Origin of the sequence: Limnohabitans sp., from assembly GCF_040401135.1 — a bacterium.
In the GTDB taxonomy this organism is placed as follows: Bacteria; Pseudomonadota; Gammaproteobacteria; order Burkholderiales; family Burkholderiaceae_C; genus Limnohabitans.
On record NZ_JBBAOV010000005.1, the window covers coordinates 52610 to 68884 of the forward strand.

18 protein-coding genes are annotated in these 16275 nt (G+C 55.6%); 10 read left to right on the plus strand and 8 right to left on the minus strand.

Annotation, left to right across the window (positions count from 1 at the left end):
- Positions 1-12 precede the first annotated feature (12 nt).
- Positions 13-1242 (plus strand): bifunctional phosphopantothenoylcysteine decarboxylase/phosphopantothenate--cysteine ligase CoaBC, encoded by a 1230-nt coding sequence (coaBC, locus tag ABWP81_RS02690; RefSeq protein WP_353139099.1) that lies wholly within the window; start codon positions 13-15, stop codon positions 1240-1242.
- 85 nt (positions 1243-1327) lie between these two features.
- On the plus strand, positions 1328-1777 hold the full coding sequence (dut, locus tag ABWP81_RS02695) for a dUTP diphosphatase (RefSeq protein ID WP_353133397.1): 450 nt from the start codon (positions 1328-1330) through the stop codon (positions 1775-1777).
- Between the two features lie 6 nt (positions 1778-1783).
- Here the strand turns inward: dut and ABWP81_RS02700 are convergent, their stop codons facing one another.
- Positions 1784-2308 (minus strand): FKBP-type peptidyl-prolyl cis-trans isomerase, encoded by a 525-nt coding sequence (locus tag ABWP81_RS02700; protein WP_353139102.1) that lies wholly within the window; start codon positions 2306-2308, stop codon positions 1784-1786.
- 19 nt (positions 2309-2327) lie between these two features.
- Here ABWP81_RS02700 and ABWP81_RS02705 point away from each other — a divergent pair, with 19 nt between their 5' ends.
- Both ABWP81_RS02705 and ABWP81_RS02710 read left to right on the plus strand, forming a co-directional pair.
- A complete protein-coding gene (locus tag ABWP81_RS02705) occupies positions 2328-3458 on the plus strand; it encodes a ribosomal protein uL16 3-hydroxylase (protein WP_353139105.1) in 1131 nt (376 codons plus the stop codon).
- 161 nt (positions 3459-3619) lie between these two features.
- Positions 3620-3796: a hypothetical protein gene (locus ABWP81_RS02710; protein ID WP_353139108.1), complete on the plus strand. Its 177-nt coding sequence runs from the start codon at positions 3620-3622 to the stop codon at positions 3794-3796.
- 69 nt (positions 3797-3865) lie between these two features.
- Here the strand turns inward: ABWP81_RS02710 and ABWP81_RS02715 are convergent, their stop codons facing one another.
- The 6 genes from ABWP81_RS02715 to ABWP81_RS02740 are packed head-to-tail and all read right to left on the minus strand — an operon-like array spanning position 3866 to position 8668.
- Positions 3866-4651 (minus strand): MBL fold metallo-hydrolase, encoded by a 786-nt coding sequence (locus ABWP81_RS02715; RefSeq protein WP_353139111.1) that lies wholly within the window; start codon positions 4649-4651, stop codon positions 3866-3868.
- A gap of 25 nt (positions 4652-4676) precedes the next feature.
- Positions 4677-5759 carry an NlpB/DapX family lipoprotein gene (gene bamC / locus ABWP81_RS02720; protein ID WP_353139114.1) on the minus strand — a complete coding sequence of 361 codons (1083 nt, stop codon included), beginning with the start codon at positions 5757-5759 and terminating at the stop codon, positions 4677-4679.
- A gap of 38 nt (positions 5760-5797) precedes the next feature.
- Positions 5798-6691: a 4-hydroxy-tetrahydrodipicolinate synthase gene (gene dapA / locus ABWP81_RS02725; protein ID WP_502905503.1), complete on the minus strand. Its 894-nt coding sequence runs from the start codon at positions 6689-6691 to the stop codon at positions 5798-5800.
- Between the two features lie 54 nt (positions 6692-6745).
- Entirely contained in the window at positions 6746-7303 is a 558-nt protein-coding gene (locus ABWP81_RS02730) for a class I SAM-dependent methyltransferase (protein WP_353139117.1), read from the minus strand.
- Position 7304: 1 nt separating this feature from the next.
- Complete coding sequence (locus tag ABWP81_RS02735; RefSeq protein WP_353139120.1) at positions 7305-7445, minus strand: hypothetical protein; 141 nt, start codon at positions 7443-7445, stop codon at positions 7305-7307.
- Positions 7446-7453: 8 nt separating this feature from the next.
- On the minus strand, positions 7454-8668 hold the full coding sequence (locus ABWP81_RS02740; protein WP_353139123.1) for an MFS transporter: 1215 nt from the start codon (positions 8666-8668) through the stop codon (positions 7454-7456).
- A 64-nt stretch (positions 8669-8732) separates the two neighbouring features.
- Between ABWP81_RS02740 and ABWP81_RS02745 the strand changes: the two genes are divergently transcribed.
- Positions 8733-10712: a DNA topoisomerase IV subunit B gene (locus tag ABWP81_RS02745; protein ID WP_353139126.1), complete on the plus strand. Its 1980-nt coding sequence runs from the start codon at positions 8733-8735 to the stop codon at positions 10710-10712.
- Positions 10709-13060, plus strand: coding sequence for a DNA topoisomerase IV subunit A (gene parC / locus ABWP81_RS02750; RefSeq protein ID WP_353139129.1), 2352 nt, complete (start codon positions 10709-10711; stop codon positions 13058-13060). The genes ABWP81_RS02745 and parC overlap by 4 nt, the downstream gene beginning before the upstream one ends.
- A 43-nt stretch (positions 13061-13103) precedes the next feature.
- Here the strand turns inward: parC and ABWP81_RS02755 are convergent, their stop codons facing one another.
- Entirely contained in the window at positions 13104-13370 is a 267-nt protein-coding gene (locus tag ABWP81_RS02755) for a hypothetical protein (RefSeq protein ID WP_353133361.1), read from the minus strand.
- Between the two features lie 257 nt (positions 13371-13627).
- Here ABWP81_RS02755 and ABWP81_RS02760 point away from each other — a divergent pair, with 257 nt between their 5' ends.
- From ABWP81_RS02760 to ABWP81_RS02775, 4 genes are all read left to right on the plus strand, one after another.
- Positions 13628-14953, plus strand: a complete 1326-nt coding sequence (locus tag ABWP81_RS02760; protein WP_353139132.1) for an amidase — start codon at positions 13628-13630, stop codon at positions 14951-14953.
- A gap of 36 nt (positions 14954-14989) precedes the next feature.
- Positions 14990-15370: a hypothetical protein gene (locus tag ABWP81_RS02765; protein ID WP_353139134.1), complete on the plus strand. Its 381-nt coding sequence runs from the start codon at positions 14990-14992 to the stop codon at positions 15368-15370.
- Positions 15367-15747: an MAPEG family protein gene (locus ABWP81_RS02770; protein ID WP_353139137.1), complete on the plus strand. Its 381-nt coding sequence runs from the start codon at positions 15367-15369 to the stop codon at positions 15745-15747. The genes ABWP81_RS02765 and ABWP81_RS02770 overlap by 4 nt, the downstream gene beginning before the upstream one ends.
- A 63-nt stretch (positions 15748-15810) precedes the next feature.
- Positions 15811-16224 (plus strand): hypothetical protein, encoded by a 414-nt coding sequence (locus ABWP81_RS02775; protein WP_353133349.1) that lies wholly within the window; start codon positions 15811-15813, stop codon positions 16222-16224.
- Positions 16225-16275 lie beyond the last annotated feature (51 nt).

Here is a 16275-nt window from a genome sequence, read left to right on the forward strand (position 1 = left end):
ACATTGCGAAGCATGTCTGATCTGTCAAATAAGCACATTGTTTTGGGTTTGAGTGGTGGCATCGCTTGCTACAAAGCGGCTGAGTTGTGCCGTGCCTTGTTAAAAGCTGGGGCCTCGGTTCAGGTGGTGATGACGGAGCCTGCAGCTCAGTTTATGACACCGGTGACCATGCAAGCCTTGTCAAATCGCCCGGTGTACGTCTCGCAATGGGATGCGCGTGAGCCCAACAACATGGCGCACATCAACCTAAGCCGCGAGGCCGACGCCATTGTGGTGGCCCCCGCCAGTGCCGACTTTATGGCCAAACTTTTGCACGGGCGTGCTGACGATTTGCTGAGCCTCATGTGCTTGGCTCGTCCCATAGAGCGCGTGCCTTTGATTTTGGCGCCCGCCATGAACCGAGAAATGTGGATTCACCCCGCTACTCAGCGCAACATGGCTCAGCTCACTTCGGACGGCGCGCATGTGCTGGATGTGGGGCAAGGCGAGCAAGCCTGTGGTGAAACCGGCGATGGCCGCATGCTAGAGCCCGATGAAATTTTGGAAGACTTGATTACTTTCTTCCAACCTAAAGTTTTGTTAGGCCAGCATGTGCTGGTCACGGCTGGCCCCACTTACGAGGCGATTGACCCCGTGCGCGGCATCACCAATTTGTCAAGCGGGAAGATGGGCTTCGCCATTGCCCGAGCAGCGCGTGAAGCAGGGGCAGAGGTGACCTTGGTTGCAGGCCCTGTGCATTTGCCCACACCTCGTGGCGTGCATCGCGTGGATGTGCTATCGGCCTTGGACATGCAAGCTGCTGTGGTCAATCATGTCGATGCTGCCTCTGTGTTTGTGGCCACGGCTGCCGTGGCCGACTGGCGCGTGGCCGATGTGGCGGGGCAAAAGATCAAAAAAGAGGGTGCTGGTGGTATGGCAAGTTCGGTGCCTCAACTCAATTTTTTAGAAAACCCTGACATCTTGGCTGAAGTGTCTCATTCGCCCCGCGCCCAAAGTGGCGCTTTGTATTGCGTGGGTTTTGCAGCTGAAAGTCATGATTTACTCAAACACACCACCGCCAAACGCGAGCGCAAAGGCGTGCCATTGTTGGTGGGAAATATTGGGCCTGCAACCTTTGGTTTGGACAGCAACGCTTTGTTGCTGGTCGATGCCCAAGGCAGTCAAGAACTTCCGCATGCCAGCAAGCTCATGCTCGCGCGGCAGTTGGTGGCCGAGATCGCGCGTCGATTAAAGGGCGCTTGATTTCGTCGACTGATTTGACCCATCGCGTGCTGCCAATAGTCACATTTTTAATTTTCATCACTCATTAATTTCAACTGAATCAACAATGAAACTCGACGTCAAAATTCTCGACCCCCGCATGGCCGATCAACTGCCGCACTACGCCACGCCAGGTAGTGCGGGTCTCGATTTGCGTGCCTGCTTGGATGCGCCCATGACGCTCGAGCCCAACGCGTGGCAATTGGTGCCAACGGGAATTGCTATTCATTTGGCTGATCCAGCTTATGCCGCGCTCATCTTGCCCCGCTCTGGACTTGGTCACAAACATGGCATCGTGCTGGGAAACCTGGTGGGCTTGATAGACAGCGATTACCAAGGCCAGCTGATGGTTAGTGCTTGGAACCGCAGCGATGTTGCTTTTACGTTGGAACCTATGGAGCGATTGGCTCAGCTGGTCATCGTGCCCGTGGTGCAAGCCCAGTTCAACGTGGTGACCGAGTTTGCTGCGCCCACCGAGCGCGGAGAGGGCGGTTACGGCTCAACAGGTAAAAAGTAAATGCTTTCAGTGCAACAAATCGTTGCCGGGCGCTTGCGCTTCAATCTTGAAAAAGCCTGTGCCCAAAGTGCCACGATCTAGCTCGTCTTTTGTAGCTTCGCGAACCGATTGCACATCGAGGTGAATGCGAATTGCAATGCCTGCCAGCGGGTGGTTGCCGTCTAGCACCACATGTTCGGGGTAGAGCTCGGTCACGGTGTAGAGCAAGTCTTGGGGCGCATCAGGGTTGCAGCCGTTGGGCAGCGCGTGGCCCTCAACGGTGTGGCCCTCTTCCAGCTCCTTGGGAAAACGTTCACGCGCTTCTAAAAATACCAAGTTTTCGTCATAGTCGCCAAAGGCTTCTTCGGGTTCAAGTTGCAAGTCGAGATGGTCACCCACACTGTGGCCTTGAAGGGATTCTTCAATCTTGGCAAGCAAGTCGTCGCCTCCCACCAAAAATTCGACGGGGCTGTCCAATTCGTCTAGCACCTCGCCCAAAGTGTCTTTCAGGGTCCAGGTCAAGCCGACCACGCAGTGTTGTGTAATTTTCATAAGGCAAAATTGTCTCACGATGCATGTGACCACCCCCCTGACCCTGCTCGGCGGCATCAGCCCCGCCGAATTTATGACCACGTATTGGCAGCGCAAGCCCTTGTTGGTGCGTCAAGCCATTCCTGAATTCAAGCCTTTGCTGAGTCGCCCCGAGTTGTTTGAGTTAGCACAGAAAAACGAGGTTGAATCTCGTCTGGTGATGGGGACCAATGGCGGTCAACGTGACTGGCAAATGCAACGCGGCCCGTTCAAGCGCCGCGCTATCCCCAAGCTTACTGAGCGTGACTGGACCTTGCTGGTGCAAGGTGTGGATTTGCACGATGACCGAGTGGCTGATTTGATGGCTCAATTCCGTTTCATCCCAGACGCCCGTCTAGATGATGTGATGATCAGCTACGCCACCCAAGGCGGCGGCGTGGGCCCCCACTTTGACAGCTATGACGTTTTTTTGCTGCAAGCCCATGGCCAACGTCGTTGGCGCATTGGTCGACAAAAAGACTTGTCGCTGGTGCCTGACATGCCATTGAAAATCTTGGCCAACTTCAAGCCTGAGTTTGACTGGGTACTCAACCCTGGCGATATGCTTTATTTGCCCCCGCGCTATGCCCACGACGGCATTGCCCAAGATGAATGTATGACTTACTCGGTGGGCTTTCGTGTGCCACAAACCGGCGATTTGGCCCGTGAGTTGTTGGTTCGCCTGAGCGAAGGGGCTGAGGACACTGCGGGTTGTGATTTGTACAAAGACTCAATGCAGCCCGCAGTGTCCAACCCTGCAGAAATGCCTCAAGGTTTAACTGAATTTGCCGTATCAGCCCTCCAAAAGTCATTAAAAGACCCGAAATCGTTGCAGCGTGCCCTGGGTGAATATCTAACAGAACCCAAGGCAAATGTGTGGTTTGAAATCGGTGATGCACCCAATCAGCTAAGGTCTGTGCGTTTAGACCGGCGAAGCAAGATGATGTATGACGCGCACCATATTTTTTTGAACGGCGAAAGCTGGCGCGCAGGCGGTAAAGATGCAGCTTTGTTGCGTCAGTTGGCCAATCAACGTGCTTTAAGTTCTAACGATCTTGCCAAAGCCAGTCCCGAGGCGATGGGTTTGCTGTTTGAATGGTGTGACGATGGTTGGCTCCATTCTGGTGCATAAAGTCGTATAAATCGACGCTCGGCTGACGAAGAAGTGTGTGACAGCTAGGAATTACCCTATAATTTCGGACTAAGTTGGGGGCTCGAATCCATCAGCTTGGTTGTGGTGAAAACCACCTCAATTTCCGGAAATTGTTTTAATCCCCTTTAAGGAAAATTCTCATGAACAAGTCAATTCTGTTGGCATCTTTGTTGGCTGCTGCCGCTCTCGTCGCTTGCGGCAAAAAAGAAGCTCCTGCTGTGGAAGCCGCTCCTGCTGCCGCTTCTGCCGCTGTGGAACCCGCTTCTGCTGTGGCTTCTGAAGCCGTTGCACCAGCTTCTGACGCTGCCAGCAAGTAATCAGTTTCCGAACTGAATGCGAAAGCCACCCCATGGGTGGCTTTTTTATGGGCGCTTCAAATTTTTTGCTTAAACGCTAATCCAGACAGAGCCCGTTAGCGGGTCGGCGACATCGATGTCTATGGGCTTACAGCCCAAGGCTTCGCTTAGGCTTGCACGGGCCAAGGAGGGTGTGTTGTTTCGTTCACTCAAGTGCGCAGCCAGCACGTAACTGAGCTGGTCATGTTTGACGCGACCCAGCAGCTCAGCGGCTGCATGGTTGGATAAATGCCCCCACGGGCCTGCTACCCGTTGTTTTAAAAAACTGGGGTAGTTTGAAGCCGTCAACATCTCAGCGTCGTGGTTGGCTTCAAGCAGCAGCGAGTGGCAGCCCTGCAAAGCATCCACGACATGAGAAGATGGATGACCCAAATCGGTCGCAATTCCCAAATGCCGTTGGCCGTCGGAGCAGCGCAGCTGCAAGGGCTCGCGAGCGTCGTGGGGGACGGTGAAGGGCAGAGCTAGTAAAGGGCCTAATTCAATCGCGCAGCCATCTCTTGCTATGTTTAGCAAATGTTGGTGCTGTGTCCAAGCCGCGTCACTCACGGCCAGCCAAGTGCCTTGGCTCATCCAAAGGGGTGTGGCATATCGCTTAACAAAGCTACGCGCGCAGCCAATGTGGTCGCCATGTTCATGGGTGATAAAAATGGCACTCAGGTCCTCGGCACAGGTGCCCGCCTCGATCAAGCGTGTTTCAAGATCGCCTAGCCGTAAGCCGCAATCGATGAGCAAACGGGTGTTGTGCATGCCGCTTTGGGCTTCAACTAAAGTGGCATTGCCTGAACTGCCACTACCCAGGCTTTTAAAGCGCAGCACGGCGCAATTTCATGATCTGCGCAGGTCAGCGCAGATCATCAGCCATCAACTTCAAGATGCGCTGTGAAACCGGGCTGTTTTCAGTGGCTCCCGCTGCATTTTGTACTGTGACTTCTGTTGCATTGCCTGAATTGCTAACAGCGATTCGGTACTTGACAGGCCCTGTTTCAGACTTTGAGCTGCTAAACATCTTGCCAAAGAAGCCTTTTTCGTCTTTAGAGGCGCTGTCCACGTAACGCACAAAGTAAACGCCTTGGGCTCGGTCACGGTCTTCCACGGTAAAACCTGTGCGGTCTAAGGCCAAACCTACGCGACGCCATGCCACATCAAATGTGTCGGGGATGTTCAGCAGCGTGGCGTCACTCCGGGTGATCAAGGTGGCTTTGTTAGCGACAACTTCTTGTGCAGTGATGTTTGTTTTAGCTTGCTCGGCGGAGACACCGAGTTTGATCATCAAACGACTCAAAAACTCAGCTTCCAATCCGGAATCGCTGGGGCGAGGCGCCCAAATCGTGCCGGTTTTTGATTGGTCTTTGTATTCTTCGCTCATGCCACGGTGGCTGATGAAGATGTCGACACCGCCGGTGCTGTTGCGTTCGATGCGGGTGCGGAACTTGTCACGCTCACCAGAAGAATACAAGCCGTCCAGCACTTTGCCCAATGACCGACGGATGAAGTCTTGCGGAATCTTGGCGCGGTTCTCGGCCCATTCGGTTTCGAGCAAGCCGAGTTGTTGTTGCTCGATCACATATTCGAAACCGTTTTCTTTCCAAAAACCTTGAACGATGGGCCACACAGCGTCGGCAGAGCGGTTCACCACCAACCAACGTTGTTTGCCATCGCGTTCAATGCGCACGTCATTCACCTGTTTGGCGGCAGTTGTTGCTACGGCTTGAGCTGGACGCACCCCCATGGCGCTGGCGGTTACTGGGCCGCCGGGCACTGCATAGCGGGTATCGCGCGTAAGTTGAGTTAAATCTGGCGGAATGTCTAGCGGCACCACCTTGGTGCCGCCTTCGGTTTTGTAGTTGACTTTGTCGCCGTCCATGATGGAGGAGCAAGCGCTGAGCAACACAAGAGTGGTCAGAGCAATTGTTGCGCGATTCATAGCAATAGAGATTTTCACAGCCAAGGCCTTTTTAACAATCAGATCAAACCAGCCGCGCGCAAGGCGCTTTCCACCACAGGCTCGTTGGCCTGGGTGAGCTCTGTCATGGGCAAACGCAGTGTTGGGCCTGCGAGGCCCATGCGTTGCATCGCCCACTTCACGGGAATGGGGTTGGCTTCTACAAACAGCTGTTTATGAACAGGCATGAGTTTGAATTGGATGTCCATGGCCCGTTTCACATCGCCGGCGATGGCTGCCATGCACAGCTCGTGCATCAAGCGCGGAGCCACATTGGCGGTCACGCTGATGTTGCCTTGGCCGCCACATAGCATCAAAGCCACGGCAGTGGGATCGTCACCCGAATAAACAGCAAAACCTTTGGGCACGTCGCGAATCAACCACTGAGCGCGCTCAATATTTCCTGTGGCTTCTTTGATGCCCACGATGCCTGGAATGCGGGACAGCCGCAGCACGGTGTCGTGCGCCATATCGGCCACAGAGCGGCCAGGCACGTTGTACAAAATTACGGGCAAATCCACCGCTTCAGCGATGGCTTTGAAATGAAGGTACTGGCCTTCTTGCGTGGGCTTGTTGTAGTAGGGCACCACTTGCAGTTGACAATGTGCGCCAACTTTTTTGGCAAATTGGGCCAACTCAATCGCTTCAGCGGTCGAATTAGCGCCGCAGCCGGCCATGATGGGAACATGGCGTTCGGTGTGCTTGGAAGCTTGTTCGACCGACACGCGGATGATTTCGCAGTGTTCTTGCACGTTGACCGTCGGTGACTCGCCAGTAGTGCCTACAACGCCGATGCAATCGGTGCCTTCGGCAATATGCCAATCAATCAGTTTGCGCAGGGTGGGGTAGTCCACGCTGCCGTCTGTGTGCATGGGGGTGGTCAAAGCCACGATGCTGCCGGTAATGGGTGTCATGTCCGTTGGTTCGGTCAAGGAAAAACGTTCATTCTAGCGATTGCCGATGGCTTTTTAGCTGATGAGTGGGTAACGCGCAGGCGTTTGTGCGCTGCCCGTCTCGCATACGGCCACGATGCGCTGTACAAAGCGCTCGGGTCGGTCTAAAAACCCCTCTTCAAAAGCCACCACGCGCAGATCTTTACATGCCGACAGCAGCTCGGCTGGGTTCAGTAAAAAGTCAGGCCGCGATGGTTTCCCCACAGTTTCATTGCCCGCTGAGAAGGTTTCGTAAATCAGCACGCCGTTGGGCCCCAGGCTTTGCAAAACATGTGGCCACAGTGGGCGCCAAAGGTAGTTGGTGACGATCACGCCGCCAAATTTTCGACCTACCAGCGGCCAAGGGCCGTTTTCGATGTCGGCACAGATGGTTTCGCCCAAGCGGCTGACGGCCGCAATGGCGTCTGGGTTGCGGTCCACGCCGATCACGGCGTGGCCTAGTCCGGCAAAGTGGTGCATGTGTCTGCCGTGTCCGCAGGCAAGGTCCAGCACGCTGCAGCCAGCAGGCAACAGGTGTGACCAACAGGCAACCCAAGCAGACGTGGCCTCTTGTCCGTGAAGCAGTGTGGACATGCTAGAAACATCCCCACACTTGGTTGGCCAGCGTGAGTAAAAAATCAGGCTGCAAATACATAGACAACACAGCCAGCAAAACGCCCACGCACACCAAGCCCAGTAATGCTTGGCCAATCCATGTGTGCGATAAGCGACGCATTTGAAAGCTCAAGCAGTAGCAGGCGCGCGTTCAATCGCACCCTCATTCACGGGCAAGTTCACCAAGGCGGCAAACACACCTAGCCCAATAGAGATGTACCAAACGATGTTGTAGCTGCCGGTCTGGTCATACAGATAGCCCCCCAGCCAAACACCCATGAAGCTGCCAATTTGGTGGCTGAGAAACACAAAACCAGCCAGCATCGACATATGTGCGACGCCAAAGATTTGTGCCACTACCGCATTGGTCGGTGGCACAGTGGAGAGCCACAACAATCCCATCACGCTAGAAAAGATGAACACACTCATCGGCGTAAGAGGGGCCAGCAAGAAAAGAACGATGACAATCGAGCGTGAGAAATAAATAAACGACAAAATTTTTCGCTTGGCCATGCGCTGTCCCAAGCTGCCAGCAATATAGGTGCCAAAGACGTTGAACAGGCCAATCAGCGCCAAGGCAATGCTGGCCACTTCTGGCGACAAGCCATTGTCTTTTAGGTAGCTTGGCATGTGCACACCGATGAACACCACCTGAAAGCCGCACACAAAGTAGCCCGCCATCAACAGCTGAAAGCTGCGGTAGTTCATGGCCTCGCTCAGGGCGTGCAGAATGGACTGATCGCGCTTGGGTGTGGCCCCACCCGCAAATCCAGGCTCGCGCAAACCAAAGGCGAGGGGGATGATGAGCATGCAAGATAACGCCAGCCAGACCAAGGCCTCTTGCCAACCAAATGAGCTGATGAGATAGCCCTCGGTAGGCACCATCAAAAACTGACCAAACGAGCCCGCCGCAGCTGCTACGCCCATGGCCCAAGAACGCTTTTCTGCGCTCACGTTGCGGCCAATCACGCCATAAATCACGGCGTAGGTGGTGCCTGCTTGGGCGATGCCAATCAGCACACCCGCTGTGGCGGTAAAAAAAGCAGGGGTTGTGGCGTAAGCCATGCCAATCAATCCGAGCGAATACATCACTGCGGAGGTCACGATCACGCGAAAAGCGCCAAAGCGATCTGCCAACATGCCCGAGAAGATGCCTGCAAAACCCCAAGTTAGGTTTTGAATGGCGATGGCCATGGCAAAGTTCTCGCGGGTCCAGTCTTGCGCTTGGGTGATAGGCTGCAGCCACAGGCCAAAGCCGTGGCGCACGCCCATGGATAAGGTGACGATTGCGGCCCCGCAGGCTAGCACTTGCCACATGGGCAGTGTTTTGTGTTGGTTGGTCATGGTCCTGACTTTAACCAATGCGGCATCAAGGGGCTGTCACGGGGGTTAACTACAATTCCGCCCCATGGCAACCAAGCAACCCACTACCCCGCCCCAGTACTCGGAAGGCTCGATTCGCGTTTTGAAGGGTCTTGAGCCTGTCAAACAACGCCCGGGCATGTACACCCGCACCGACAACCCACTGCACATCCTCCAAGAGGTTTTGGACAACGCGGCTGACGAAGCTCTCGCCGGACACGGCAAAAAGATCGGCGTCACGTTGCATGCCGATGGCTCGGTCACCATCGATGACGATGGCCGTGGCATTCCATTCGGCATGCATCCTGAAGAAAAGGCCCCCGTCATTGAACTGGTGTTCACCCGGCTGCATGCGGGCGGCAAGTTCGACAAAGGCTCGGGCGGTGCCTATAGCTTCTCTGGCGGTTTGCACGGCGTGGGGGTGAGTGTGACCAACGCACTCTCTAAGCGCATGGAGGCCACCTCGCACCGCGAAGGACAAGTGGCCCGCTTGGTGTTCTCGGGTGGCGACGTGGTGGAAAAGCTCACCCTCCGCAAACAAGAATCCGGTGACCGCAAACAAGGCACCAGCGTGCGCGTGTGGCCAGACGCCAAATACTTTGAAACATCGGCCTTGCCGATGAATGAACTGGTGCACCTGCTGCGCAGCAAAGCAGTGCTCATGCCCGGCGTGAGCGTGACACTCACAAATGAGAAAACCAAAGACACACAAAATTGGCTCTACAAAGGCGGTCTGCGCGATTATTTGATGCAGTCCCTGCACGGTGACCCCGTCATTCCTTTGTTTGAGGGCGATGGCTATGCCGACAGCAACCACGACAGCTTCGCCGAAGGCGAGGGGGCCGCATGGGCGGTGGCGTTCACCGAAGACGGTCAACCCGTGCGTGAGAGCTATGTCAACTTGATCCCCACCAGCGCGGGTGGCACGCATGACAGTGGCTTGCGCGATGGTCTGTTCACCGCAGTCAAGAGCTTCATTGAATTGCACGCGTTGTTGCCCAAAGGCGTCAAGCTCATGCCAGAGGATGTGTTTGCCCGTGCCAGCTACGTGCTAAGCGCCAAGGTGCTCGACCCTCAGTTCCAAGGGCAAATCAAAGAACGCCTCAACTCACGCGATGCCGTGCGTTTGGTCTCTAGCTATGTGCGCCCCACGATGGAGCTGTGGCTCAACCAACACGTCGAGTACGGTAAAAAATTGGCCGAACTGGCCATCAAGGCCGCCCAAAGTCGCCAAAAAGCGGGCCAAAAAGTAGAGAAACGCAAAGGCTCAGGCGTGGCCGTGTTGCCAGGCAAGTTGACCGATTGCGAGAGCAAAGACATTGCCTACAACGAAGTGTTTTTGGTGGAGGGTGACTCAGCCGGTGGCAGCGCCAAGATGGGGCGCAACAAAGAAAACCAGGCCATCCTGCCACTGCGCGGTAAGGTGCTCAACACGTGGGAAGTCGAGCGCGACCGCTTGTTTGCCAACAACGAAATTCACGACATCTCGGTGGCGGTGGGCGTTGACCCGCATGGCCCCAACGACAGCCCCGACATGAGCGGTCTGCGTTACGGCAAGGTCTGCATCTTGTCGGATGCGGACGTGGACGGCTCACACATCCAAGTGTTGTTGCTCACGTTGTTCTTCCGTCACTTCCCTAAATTGATCGAAACCGGTCATGTGTTTGTGGCTCGCCCGCCCCTGTTCCGCGTCGATGCACCCGCGCGCGGCAAAAAGCCAGCGTCCAAGGTGTACGCCTTGGACGACGGTGAACTCACCGCCATCCTAGACAAGCTGCGTAAAGACGGTGTGCGCGAAGGCTCATGGAGCATTAGTCGCTTCAAAGGTTTGGGCGAGATGAGTGCCGAACAACTGTGGGACACCACCCTCAACCCTGACACCCGTCGGTTGATGCCTGTGCAACTGGGCTCGCTCGACTTTGCAACCACCGAAGGTTTGATCACGCAACTCATGGGCAAAGGCGAAGCCGCTGCACGCCGTGAGCTGATGGAACTGCATGGCGATTCGATTGAGATTGACGTATGACCGATTTGTTCACCCCTGAACTGCCCACTGCCGACAATGACGGCGATATCGCACTGGGTCATTACGCCCAACGCGCCTACCTTGAATATGCGCTCAGCGTGGTCAAAGGCCGCGCCTTGCCTGACGTCTGCGACGGTCAAAAGCCCGTGCAGCGACGCATTTTGTATTCGATGTCCCGCATGGGGCTTGGCTTCAGTGGCCCCAACAACAACACGGGCGCCAAGCCCGTCAAGTGCGCCCGTGTGGTCGGCGATGTGCTGGGCCGCTACCACCCTCACGGCGACAGTGCCGCCTATGAGGCGTTGGTGCGCATGGCGCAAGACTTTGCGCAACGCTACCCGCTGATTGACGGCCAAGGCAACTTTGGCTCACGCGACGGCGACGGTGCTGCCGCCATGCGCTACACCGAAGCGCGCTTGGCCAAAATCACCACCTTGCTGCTCGACGAGATTGACGAAGGCACGGTCGACTTCCAGCCCAACTACGACGGCTCCACCGAAGAGCCCAAGCAGTTGCCCGCACGCTTGCCGTTTGCTTTGCTTAACGGTGCCAGCGGCATTGCTGTGGGCATGGCCACCGAAATTCCTAGCCACAACCTGCGGGAAGTGGCAGATGCGTGCGTGGCGCTCATCAAGTCACCCAAGATGAGTGACGCCGAGTTGCTGCAAATCTTGCCTGCGCCTGATTACCCGGGTGGCGGCCAAATCATCAGCAGTGCATCGGACATTGCCGACGCCTACCGCACCGGTCGTGGCTCGCTCAAAGTGCGTGCGCGCTGGAGCATCGAAGACCTGGCCCGCGGCCAATGGCAATTGGTAGTGAATGAACTGCCCCCCGGCGTGAGCAGCCAACGCGTGTTGGAAGAGATTGAAGAGCTGACCAACCCCAAGGTCAAGACCGGTAAAAAAGCACTCAGCGCCGATCAAACCCAGCTCAAAGCCACCCTCTTGTCGGTGCTAGATGTGGTGCGCGACGAATCGAGCAAAGACGCCGCTGTTCGATTGGTGTTCGAACCCAAAACCCGCACCATTGAGCAACAAGAACTCATCACCACTTTGCTGGCGCACACCAGCTTGGAAACCTCATCGTCCATCAACCTGACCATGGTGGGTATTGATGGTCGTCCAGTCCCTAAGTCGCTGCGCGACATGCTGACCGAGTGGATTGAGTTCCGCTCTGCCACCATCCTGCGTCGCTCACAACACCGATTGACCAAAGTGCTGGACCGCATCCATATCTTGGAAGGTCGTCAGTTGGTGTTGCTCAACATTGATGAGGTGATAGCCATCATCCGTCAGAGCGACGAGCCCAAACAAGCGCTGATGGAGCGCTTCAAACTCAGCGAACGACAAGCCGAAGACATCCTCGAAATTCGCCTGCGTCAGCTGGCGCGTTTGGAGGCTATCAAGATTGAGCAAGAGCTCAAAGAGTTGCGCGAAGATCAAGCCAAGCTCGAGGACATCGTGGGTAACCCATCGGCACTGCGTCGCTTGATGGTCAAAGAAATTGAAGCCGACGCCAAAACCTTTGCAGACCCACGCCGCACGCTCATTCAAGAAGAGAAAAAAGCAGTGGCCGAAGTCAAGGTGGTCGACGAGCCAGTGACTGTGGTGGTCTCTGAAAAAGGCTGGGTGCGTGCACGCACCGGCCATGGTCACGATCCCGTCAGCTTTGCCTTCAAGTCGGGCGATGGTTTGTACGGCACGTTTGAGTGCCGCACGGTGGACACCTTCATCGCGTTTGGTTCTAACGGTCGCATCTATTCAGTGCCCGTGTCGGTCTTGCCCGGCGCGCGTGGCGACGGCCAACCTGTGACCACACTGGTTGACTTAGAAGCTGGCACCCAACTGTTGCACTACGTGGCTGGCCCCGCTGGCGCAGCGTACTTGCTCAGCAGCTCGGGCGGCTATGGCTTCTTGGCCAACATCGAGCACATGATTTCGCGCAACAAAGGCGGCAAAGCCTTCATCACCGTGGGCGAGGGCGAAACTGTGTGCTGTCCATCACCTGCCAGCGGAGGCTCGGGCGCACAGCCTGTGGCGCCTGCCACGCATGTGGCTTGTGCCTCAACGGGCGGCCGCTTCTTGACCTTTGATTTGTCTGAACTCAAAGCCATGGAAAAGGGCGGTCGCGGACTGATGCTGATTGACCTAGAAGCCAAAGACACCTTGGCCGGTGCGGCTGCGTACACGCGCAGCGTGCGCATCGAAGGCATTGGCCGTGGCGGCAAAGTGCGCGAAGAAACGCTAGAAATTCGCAGCTTGAACAACGCCAAAGCCGCACGCGCCAAGAAAGGCAAAGTGGCGGACTTGGGCTTTAAGCCGAATGCGGTGGTGCGGGTGGAATAAAAAAAGCGGCTTTCAGAGCCGCTTTTTTGTGGGATGCCAAGATTTATGCTTTGGCTTTTTCTTTGACATCTGCCGATGTTGCGGCAGCTGGATCAGCCTCTTTCTTGGGAGGGCTGCAGTCAAAACAAACAAACATGGATGATCCCAAGATGCGCTTGAATGAACCGTTGTTGCGTGGCTTGTGAACACCGCACTTGATGCAGCTCATGGTGTCGCCGGTGCGGCCGAGGCCTTCGAATGGGGAACCGCCTTTTTTCGACTTGTAGCGCAAACCATCGTTGGAGATTTCTGTTTTTTCTGGGCGTGACATTCGTTTTAGTTCTCGAGGCAAAGATGCTATTTTCGCAAATTTATCAACCGTTCTGCAAAGCTAGGCTTAAAAACCTCAAAAATCAACGTAAAAAACGCCTTGACAGTCTTAAAACAGCCGGGTTAACGCGTTAAGAGATGAGTTGACGGTGTTTTGCGAACAGCACATAGGCCGGTTGCAACAATGGCACGAGCCAGTATCGCGACAAAACTCAAGCCAAAAATGCTGACCGTGACCGTTGCGGCAGAATTCACCGCATGCCCCAAATCTGCTTTGATACCTCTACAACCGCCGCACAACGTGTGGCCAGCGCAACAGAAGATGCAGCCAGCCCCGCCGCGCAGCATGTGTTCACTCAGTTCTATGCCGATGGTGCACGCGCCACAGCGCAAAACTGTGATGCAGAGACACTGGCAGGCCGCAGCTTAGGCACGTTGCACGGCGTGTGCATCACGATCAAAGACAACATCGATGTGGCGGGTGAAACCACCATGGCGGGTGGTGTGGTGTGCGATGGCGAAACACCTGCGCTGCACGATGCGCCCGCGGTGCAACGTTTGCGCGATGCAGGCGCGGTAGTGCTGGGTAAAACCAATATGAGCGAGTTTGCTTTCTCAGGCGTGGGAATCAACCCACACCACGGCACGCCTGCTAATCCTGCTGACACATTACATGCACGCGTGCCCGGTGGTTCGTCATCGGGCGCAGCCGTGTCGGTCGCTTTGGGGCTGGCGGAGGTGGGTATTTGCACGGACACAGGTGGCTCTATCCGCATTCCCGCCGCACTTTGCGGCTTGGTGGGCTACAAAGGAACGCAAGTGCGCATTCCGCGCACAGGGGTAATGGAACTGTCGCGCTCACTCGATACTGTGGGCAGCATTACACGTTCGGTGCGAGGATGTTTGGCTGTGGATGCGGTGATGTCGCAGCAGCCTTTGCCCACCGATGCTGCCCATTTGAAAGGCCTTCGTTTTGCCGTCCCTCAAACTCTAATGTTGGATGATGTGGATGCCACCGTGGCACAGGCTTTTTCAAACTCGCTAAAACTCATCCACGAGGCAGGTGCGCAGGTGGTGGAGATACCTTTTAAGGCGTTGGGCGACATTGCAGCACTGAGCATGCCCGGTGGCTTTTCGCCCATCGAGAGCTACGCGGCGCACCATGCACGCCTTGAGCGTGGTGCAGACCGCATCGACCCTCGTGTGGTGGCCCGCATGATGCTGGGTAAAGGCATCAGCGCGCAAGACTACCTTGAACTGCACAACCGCCGCCAAGCTTGGATTGCCGAGGCTCAACAAACGCTGCAAGGCTTTGACGCCATGCTTTGCCCGACTGTCCCGATGGTGGCTCCGTTGATTGAGCCTTTGATCAAAGACGATGAGGCGTTTTTCAAAGTCAACCGCTTGTTGTTGCGCAACCCGGCAGCCATTAACTACATGGATGGATGCTCTTGGAGCCTGCCTTGCCAAGAAGCAGGCCAACTGCCTGTGGGCTTAATGGTGTCAGGCTTGGCAGGGCATGATGCACATTTGGCGCGGGTGGTTTTGGCCTTAGAAAACTTAATGAATTCTTTGCTCAGATAGACCACAATGAGTTGATTGACAGAAAGAGAGCAAGCTATGAGTTTGAAATATCGCACCTTGGCTTTGAGCCTTTTGTTGGCCGTGACCGCCGGTGCTGCGATGGCGCATGGGCCCAATGGCGGTTACCGTGGACAAGGCGGTGGTTATTACCGCGGCGGTGGTCAGTACTTCTGGGGGCCTGCACTTGTGGGAACGGCGATTGTGGGTACTTCGATTTATTTGTCTCGCCCCTTGCAGCCATCGACCGTCATCATCACCAGCCCACCTGCAGTGATGATGAGCAACCCGCAACCCACGCAATGGATCAATGGTCAACCCGTGCAAGCCTCAGTCGAGGCCTATTTTTGCCGTGACTCAGGCCAATATTTTCCCGTGGTGCAAACCTGCCCCACACCTTGGATGGTGGTGATGCAATGAATAAAGCTTTTTTATGTGTGCTGATCGCGGGTTTGTTGCCCTATGTGTGCGCAATGGCGGCCAAGTGGGGGTTTCAAAATTATGACAACCACAACCCACGCAATTGGCTAGCCCAACAAACCGGCTTTCGAGCGCGCGGCAATGCAGCGCAGGCCAACAGTTTTGAGGCGTTTGCGTTTTTCGCCTCAGGGGTGATCATCGCCACCATCGCGCAGGTCGAGGCCGCGCGCATTGATATGTATGCCTTGACGTTTGTGGCTGCACGTGTGGGTTTTATTGCATGCTACTTGGCAGGCAAACCCACCTTGCGGTCTGTTTTTTGGCTAGTAGGCCTGCTAAGTGTGGTCGGCCTGTTTGCCGCTGCGCTTGGTGTTTAAAGCTGTCATCCGTTTGGCCATCTGCCGCGTTGAAAAGCTACCTTTTTATAAAGTGAGTTTGCTATGAAACGCGTTTCTGCCCTTTTAGCTTGTTTGTTGGCCTTTGCCGTGGTCTTGCCTGCTCAAGCCGATGGACGTTGGCATGGCGGCCATGGCGGTGGTGGTCGACATGGTGGCCACGGCTTTAGCCAAAACTACGGTGGCCACTATGGAGGCTATGGTTATGGCGGTCATCATGGTTACGGTAGTCACTACCGGGGTTCTAGCAACCAATGGCTAGCCCCTGTTTTGGGCGCCGCGTTGGTGGGCAGCGTGATTTACTCAGCCACGTCATCCAGCTATGCCATGCCTCAGCAAGTTGTGGTGCAGCAGCAGTACTTACCGCCAAGCCGTGTGGCGTATTTCTGTCCAACAGCCCAGCAGTACTACCCCACGGTACCCACTTGCCAGGTGCCTTGGCAGCCTGTTAATTATTGATGGGGTCACGCTCTCACAACAAAGCCGGGCTAGCCCGGCTTTTTGTTTTGC

Excerpts from the sequence above, each read along its gene's own strand:
- parC (WP_353139129.1), top strand. The coding sequence starts at position 10,709 with ATGACCGATTTGTTCACCCCTGAACTGCCCACTGCCGACAATGACGGC.
- ABWP81_RS02705 (WP_353139105.1), top strand. The coding sequence starts at position 2,328 with ATGCATGTGACCACCCCCCTGACCCTGCTCGGCGGCATCAGCCCCGCC.
- ABWP81_RS02755 (WP_353133361.1), bottom strand. The coding sequence starts at position 13,370 with ATGTCACGCCCAGAAAAAACAGAAATCTCCAACGATGGTTTGCGCTAC.
- dapA (WP_502905503.1), bottom strand. The coding sequence starts at position 6,691 with ATGACACCCATTACCGGCAGCATCGTGGCTTTGACCACCCCCATGCAC.
- ABWP81_RS02730 (WP_353139117.1), bottom strand. The coding sequence starts at position 7,303 with ATGTCCACACTGCTTCACGGACAAGAGGCCACGTCTGCTTGGGTTGCC.
- ABWP81_RS02745 (WP_353139126.1), top strand. The coding sequence starts at position 8,733 with ATGGCAACCAAGCAACCCACTACCCCGCCCCAGTACTCGGAAGGCTCG.
- ABWP81_RS02700 (WP_353139102.1), bottom strand. The coding sequence starts at position 2,308 with ATGAAAATTACACAACACTGCGTGGTCGGCTTGACCTGGACCCTGAAA.
- bamC (WP_353139114.1), bottom strand. The coding sequence starts at position 5,759 with ATGAATCGCGCAACAATTGCTCTGACCACTCTTGTGTTGCTCAGCGCT.
- ABWP81_RS02710 (WP_353139108.1), top strand. The coding sequence starts at position 3,620 with ATGAACAAGTCAATTCTGTTGGCATCTTTGTTGGCTGCTGCCGCTCTC.
- ABWP81_RS02735 (WP_353139120.1), bottom strand. The coding sequence starts at position 7,445 with ATGCGTCGCTTATCGCACACATGGATTGGCCAAGCATTACTGGGCTTG.
- ABWP81_RS02760 (WP_353139132.1), top strand. The coding sequence starts at position 13,628 with ATGCCCCAAATCTGCTTTGATACCTCTACAACCGCCGCACAACGTGTG.
- ABWP81_RS02775 (WP_353133349.1), top strand. The coding sequence starts at position 15,811 with ATGAAACGCGTTTCTGCCCTTTTAGCTTGTTTGTTGGCCTTTGCCGTG.
- dut (WP_353133397.1), top strand. The coding sequence starts at position 1,328 with ATGAAACTCGACGTCAAAATTCTCGACCCCCGCATGGCCGATCAACTG.
- coaBC (WP_353139099.1), top strand. The coding sequence starts at position 13 with ATGTCTGATCTGTCAAATAAGCACATTGTTTTGGGTTTGAGTGGTGGC.
- ABWP81_RS02765 (WP_353139134.1), top strand. The coding sequence starts at position 14,990 with ATGAGTTTGAAATATCGCACCTTGGCTTTGAGCCTTTTGTTGGCCGTG.
- ABWP81_RS02740 (WP_353139123.1), bottom strand. The coding sequence starts at position 8,668 with ATGACCAACCAACACAAAACACTGCCCATGTGGCAAGTGCTAGCCTGC.
- ABWP81_RS02770 (WP_353139137.1), top strand. The coding sequence starts at position 15,367 with ATGAATAAAGCTTTTTTATGTGTGCTGATCGCGGGTTTGTTGCCCTAT.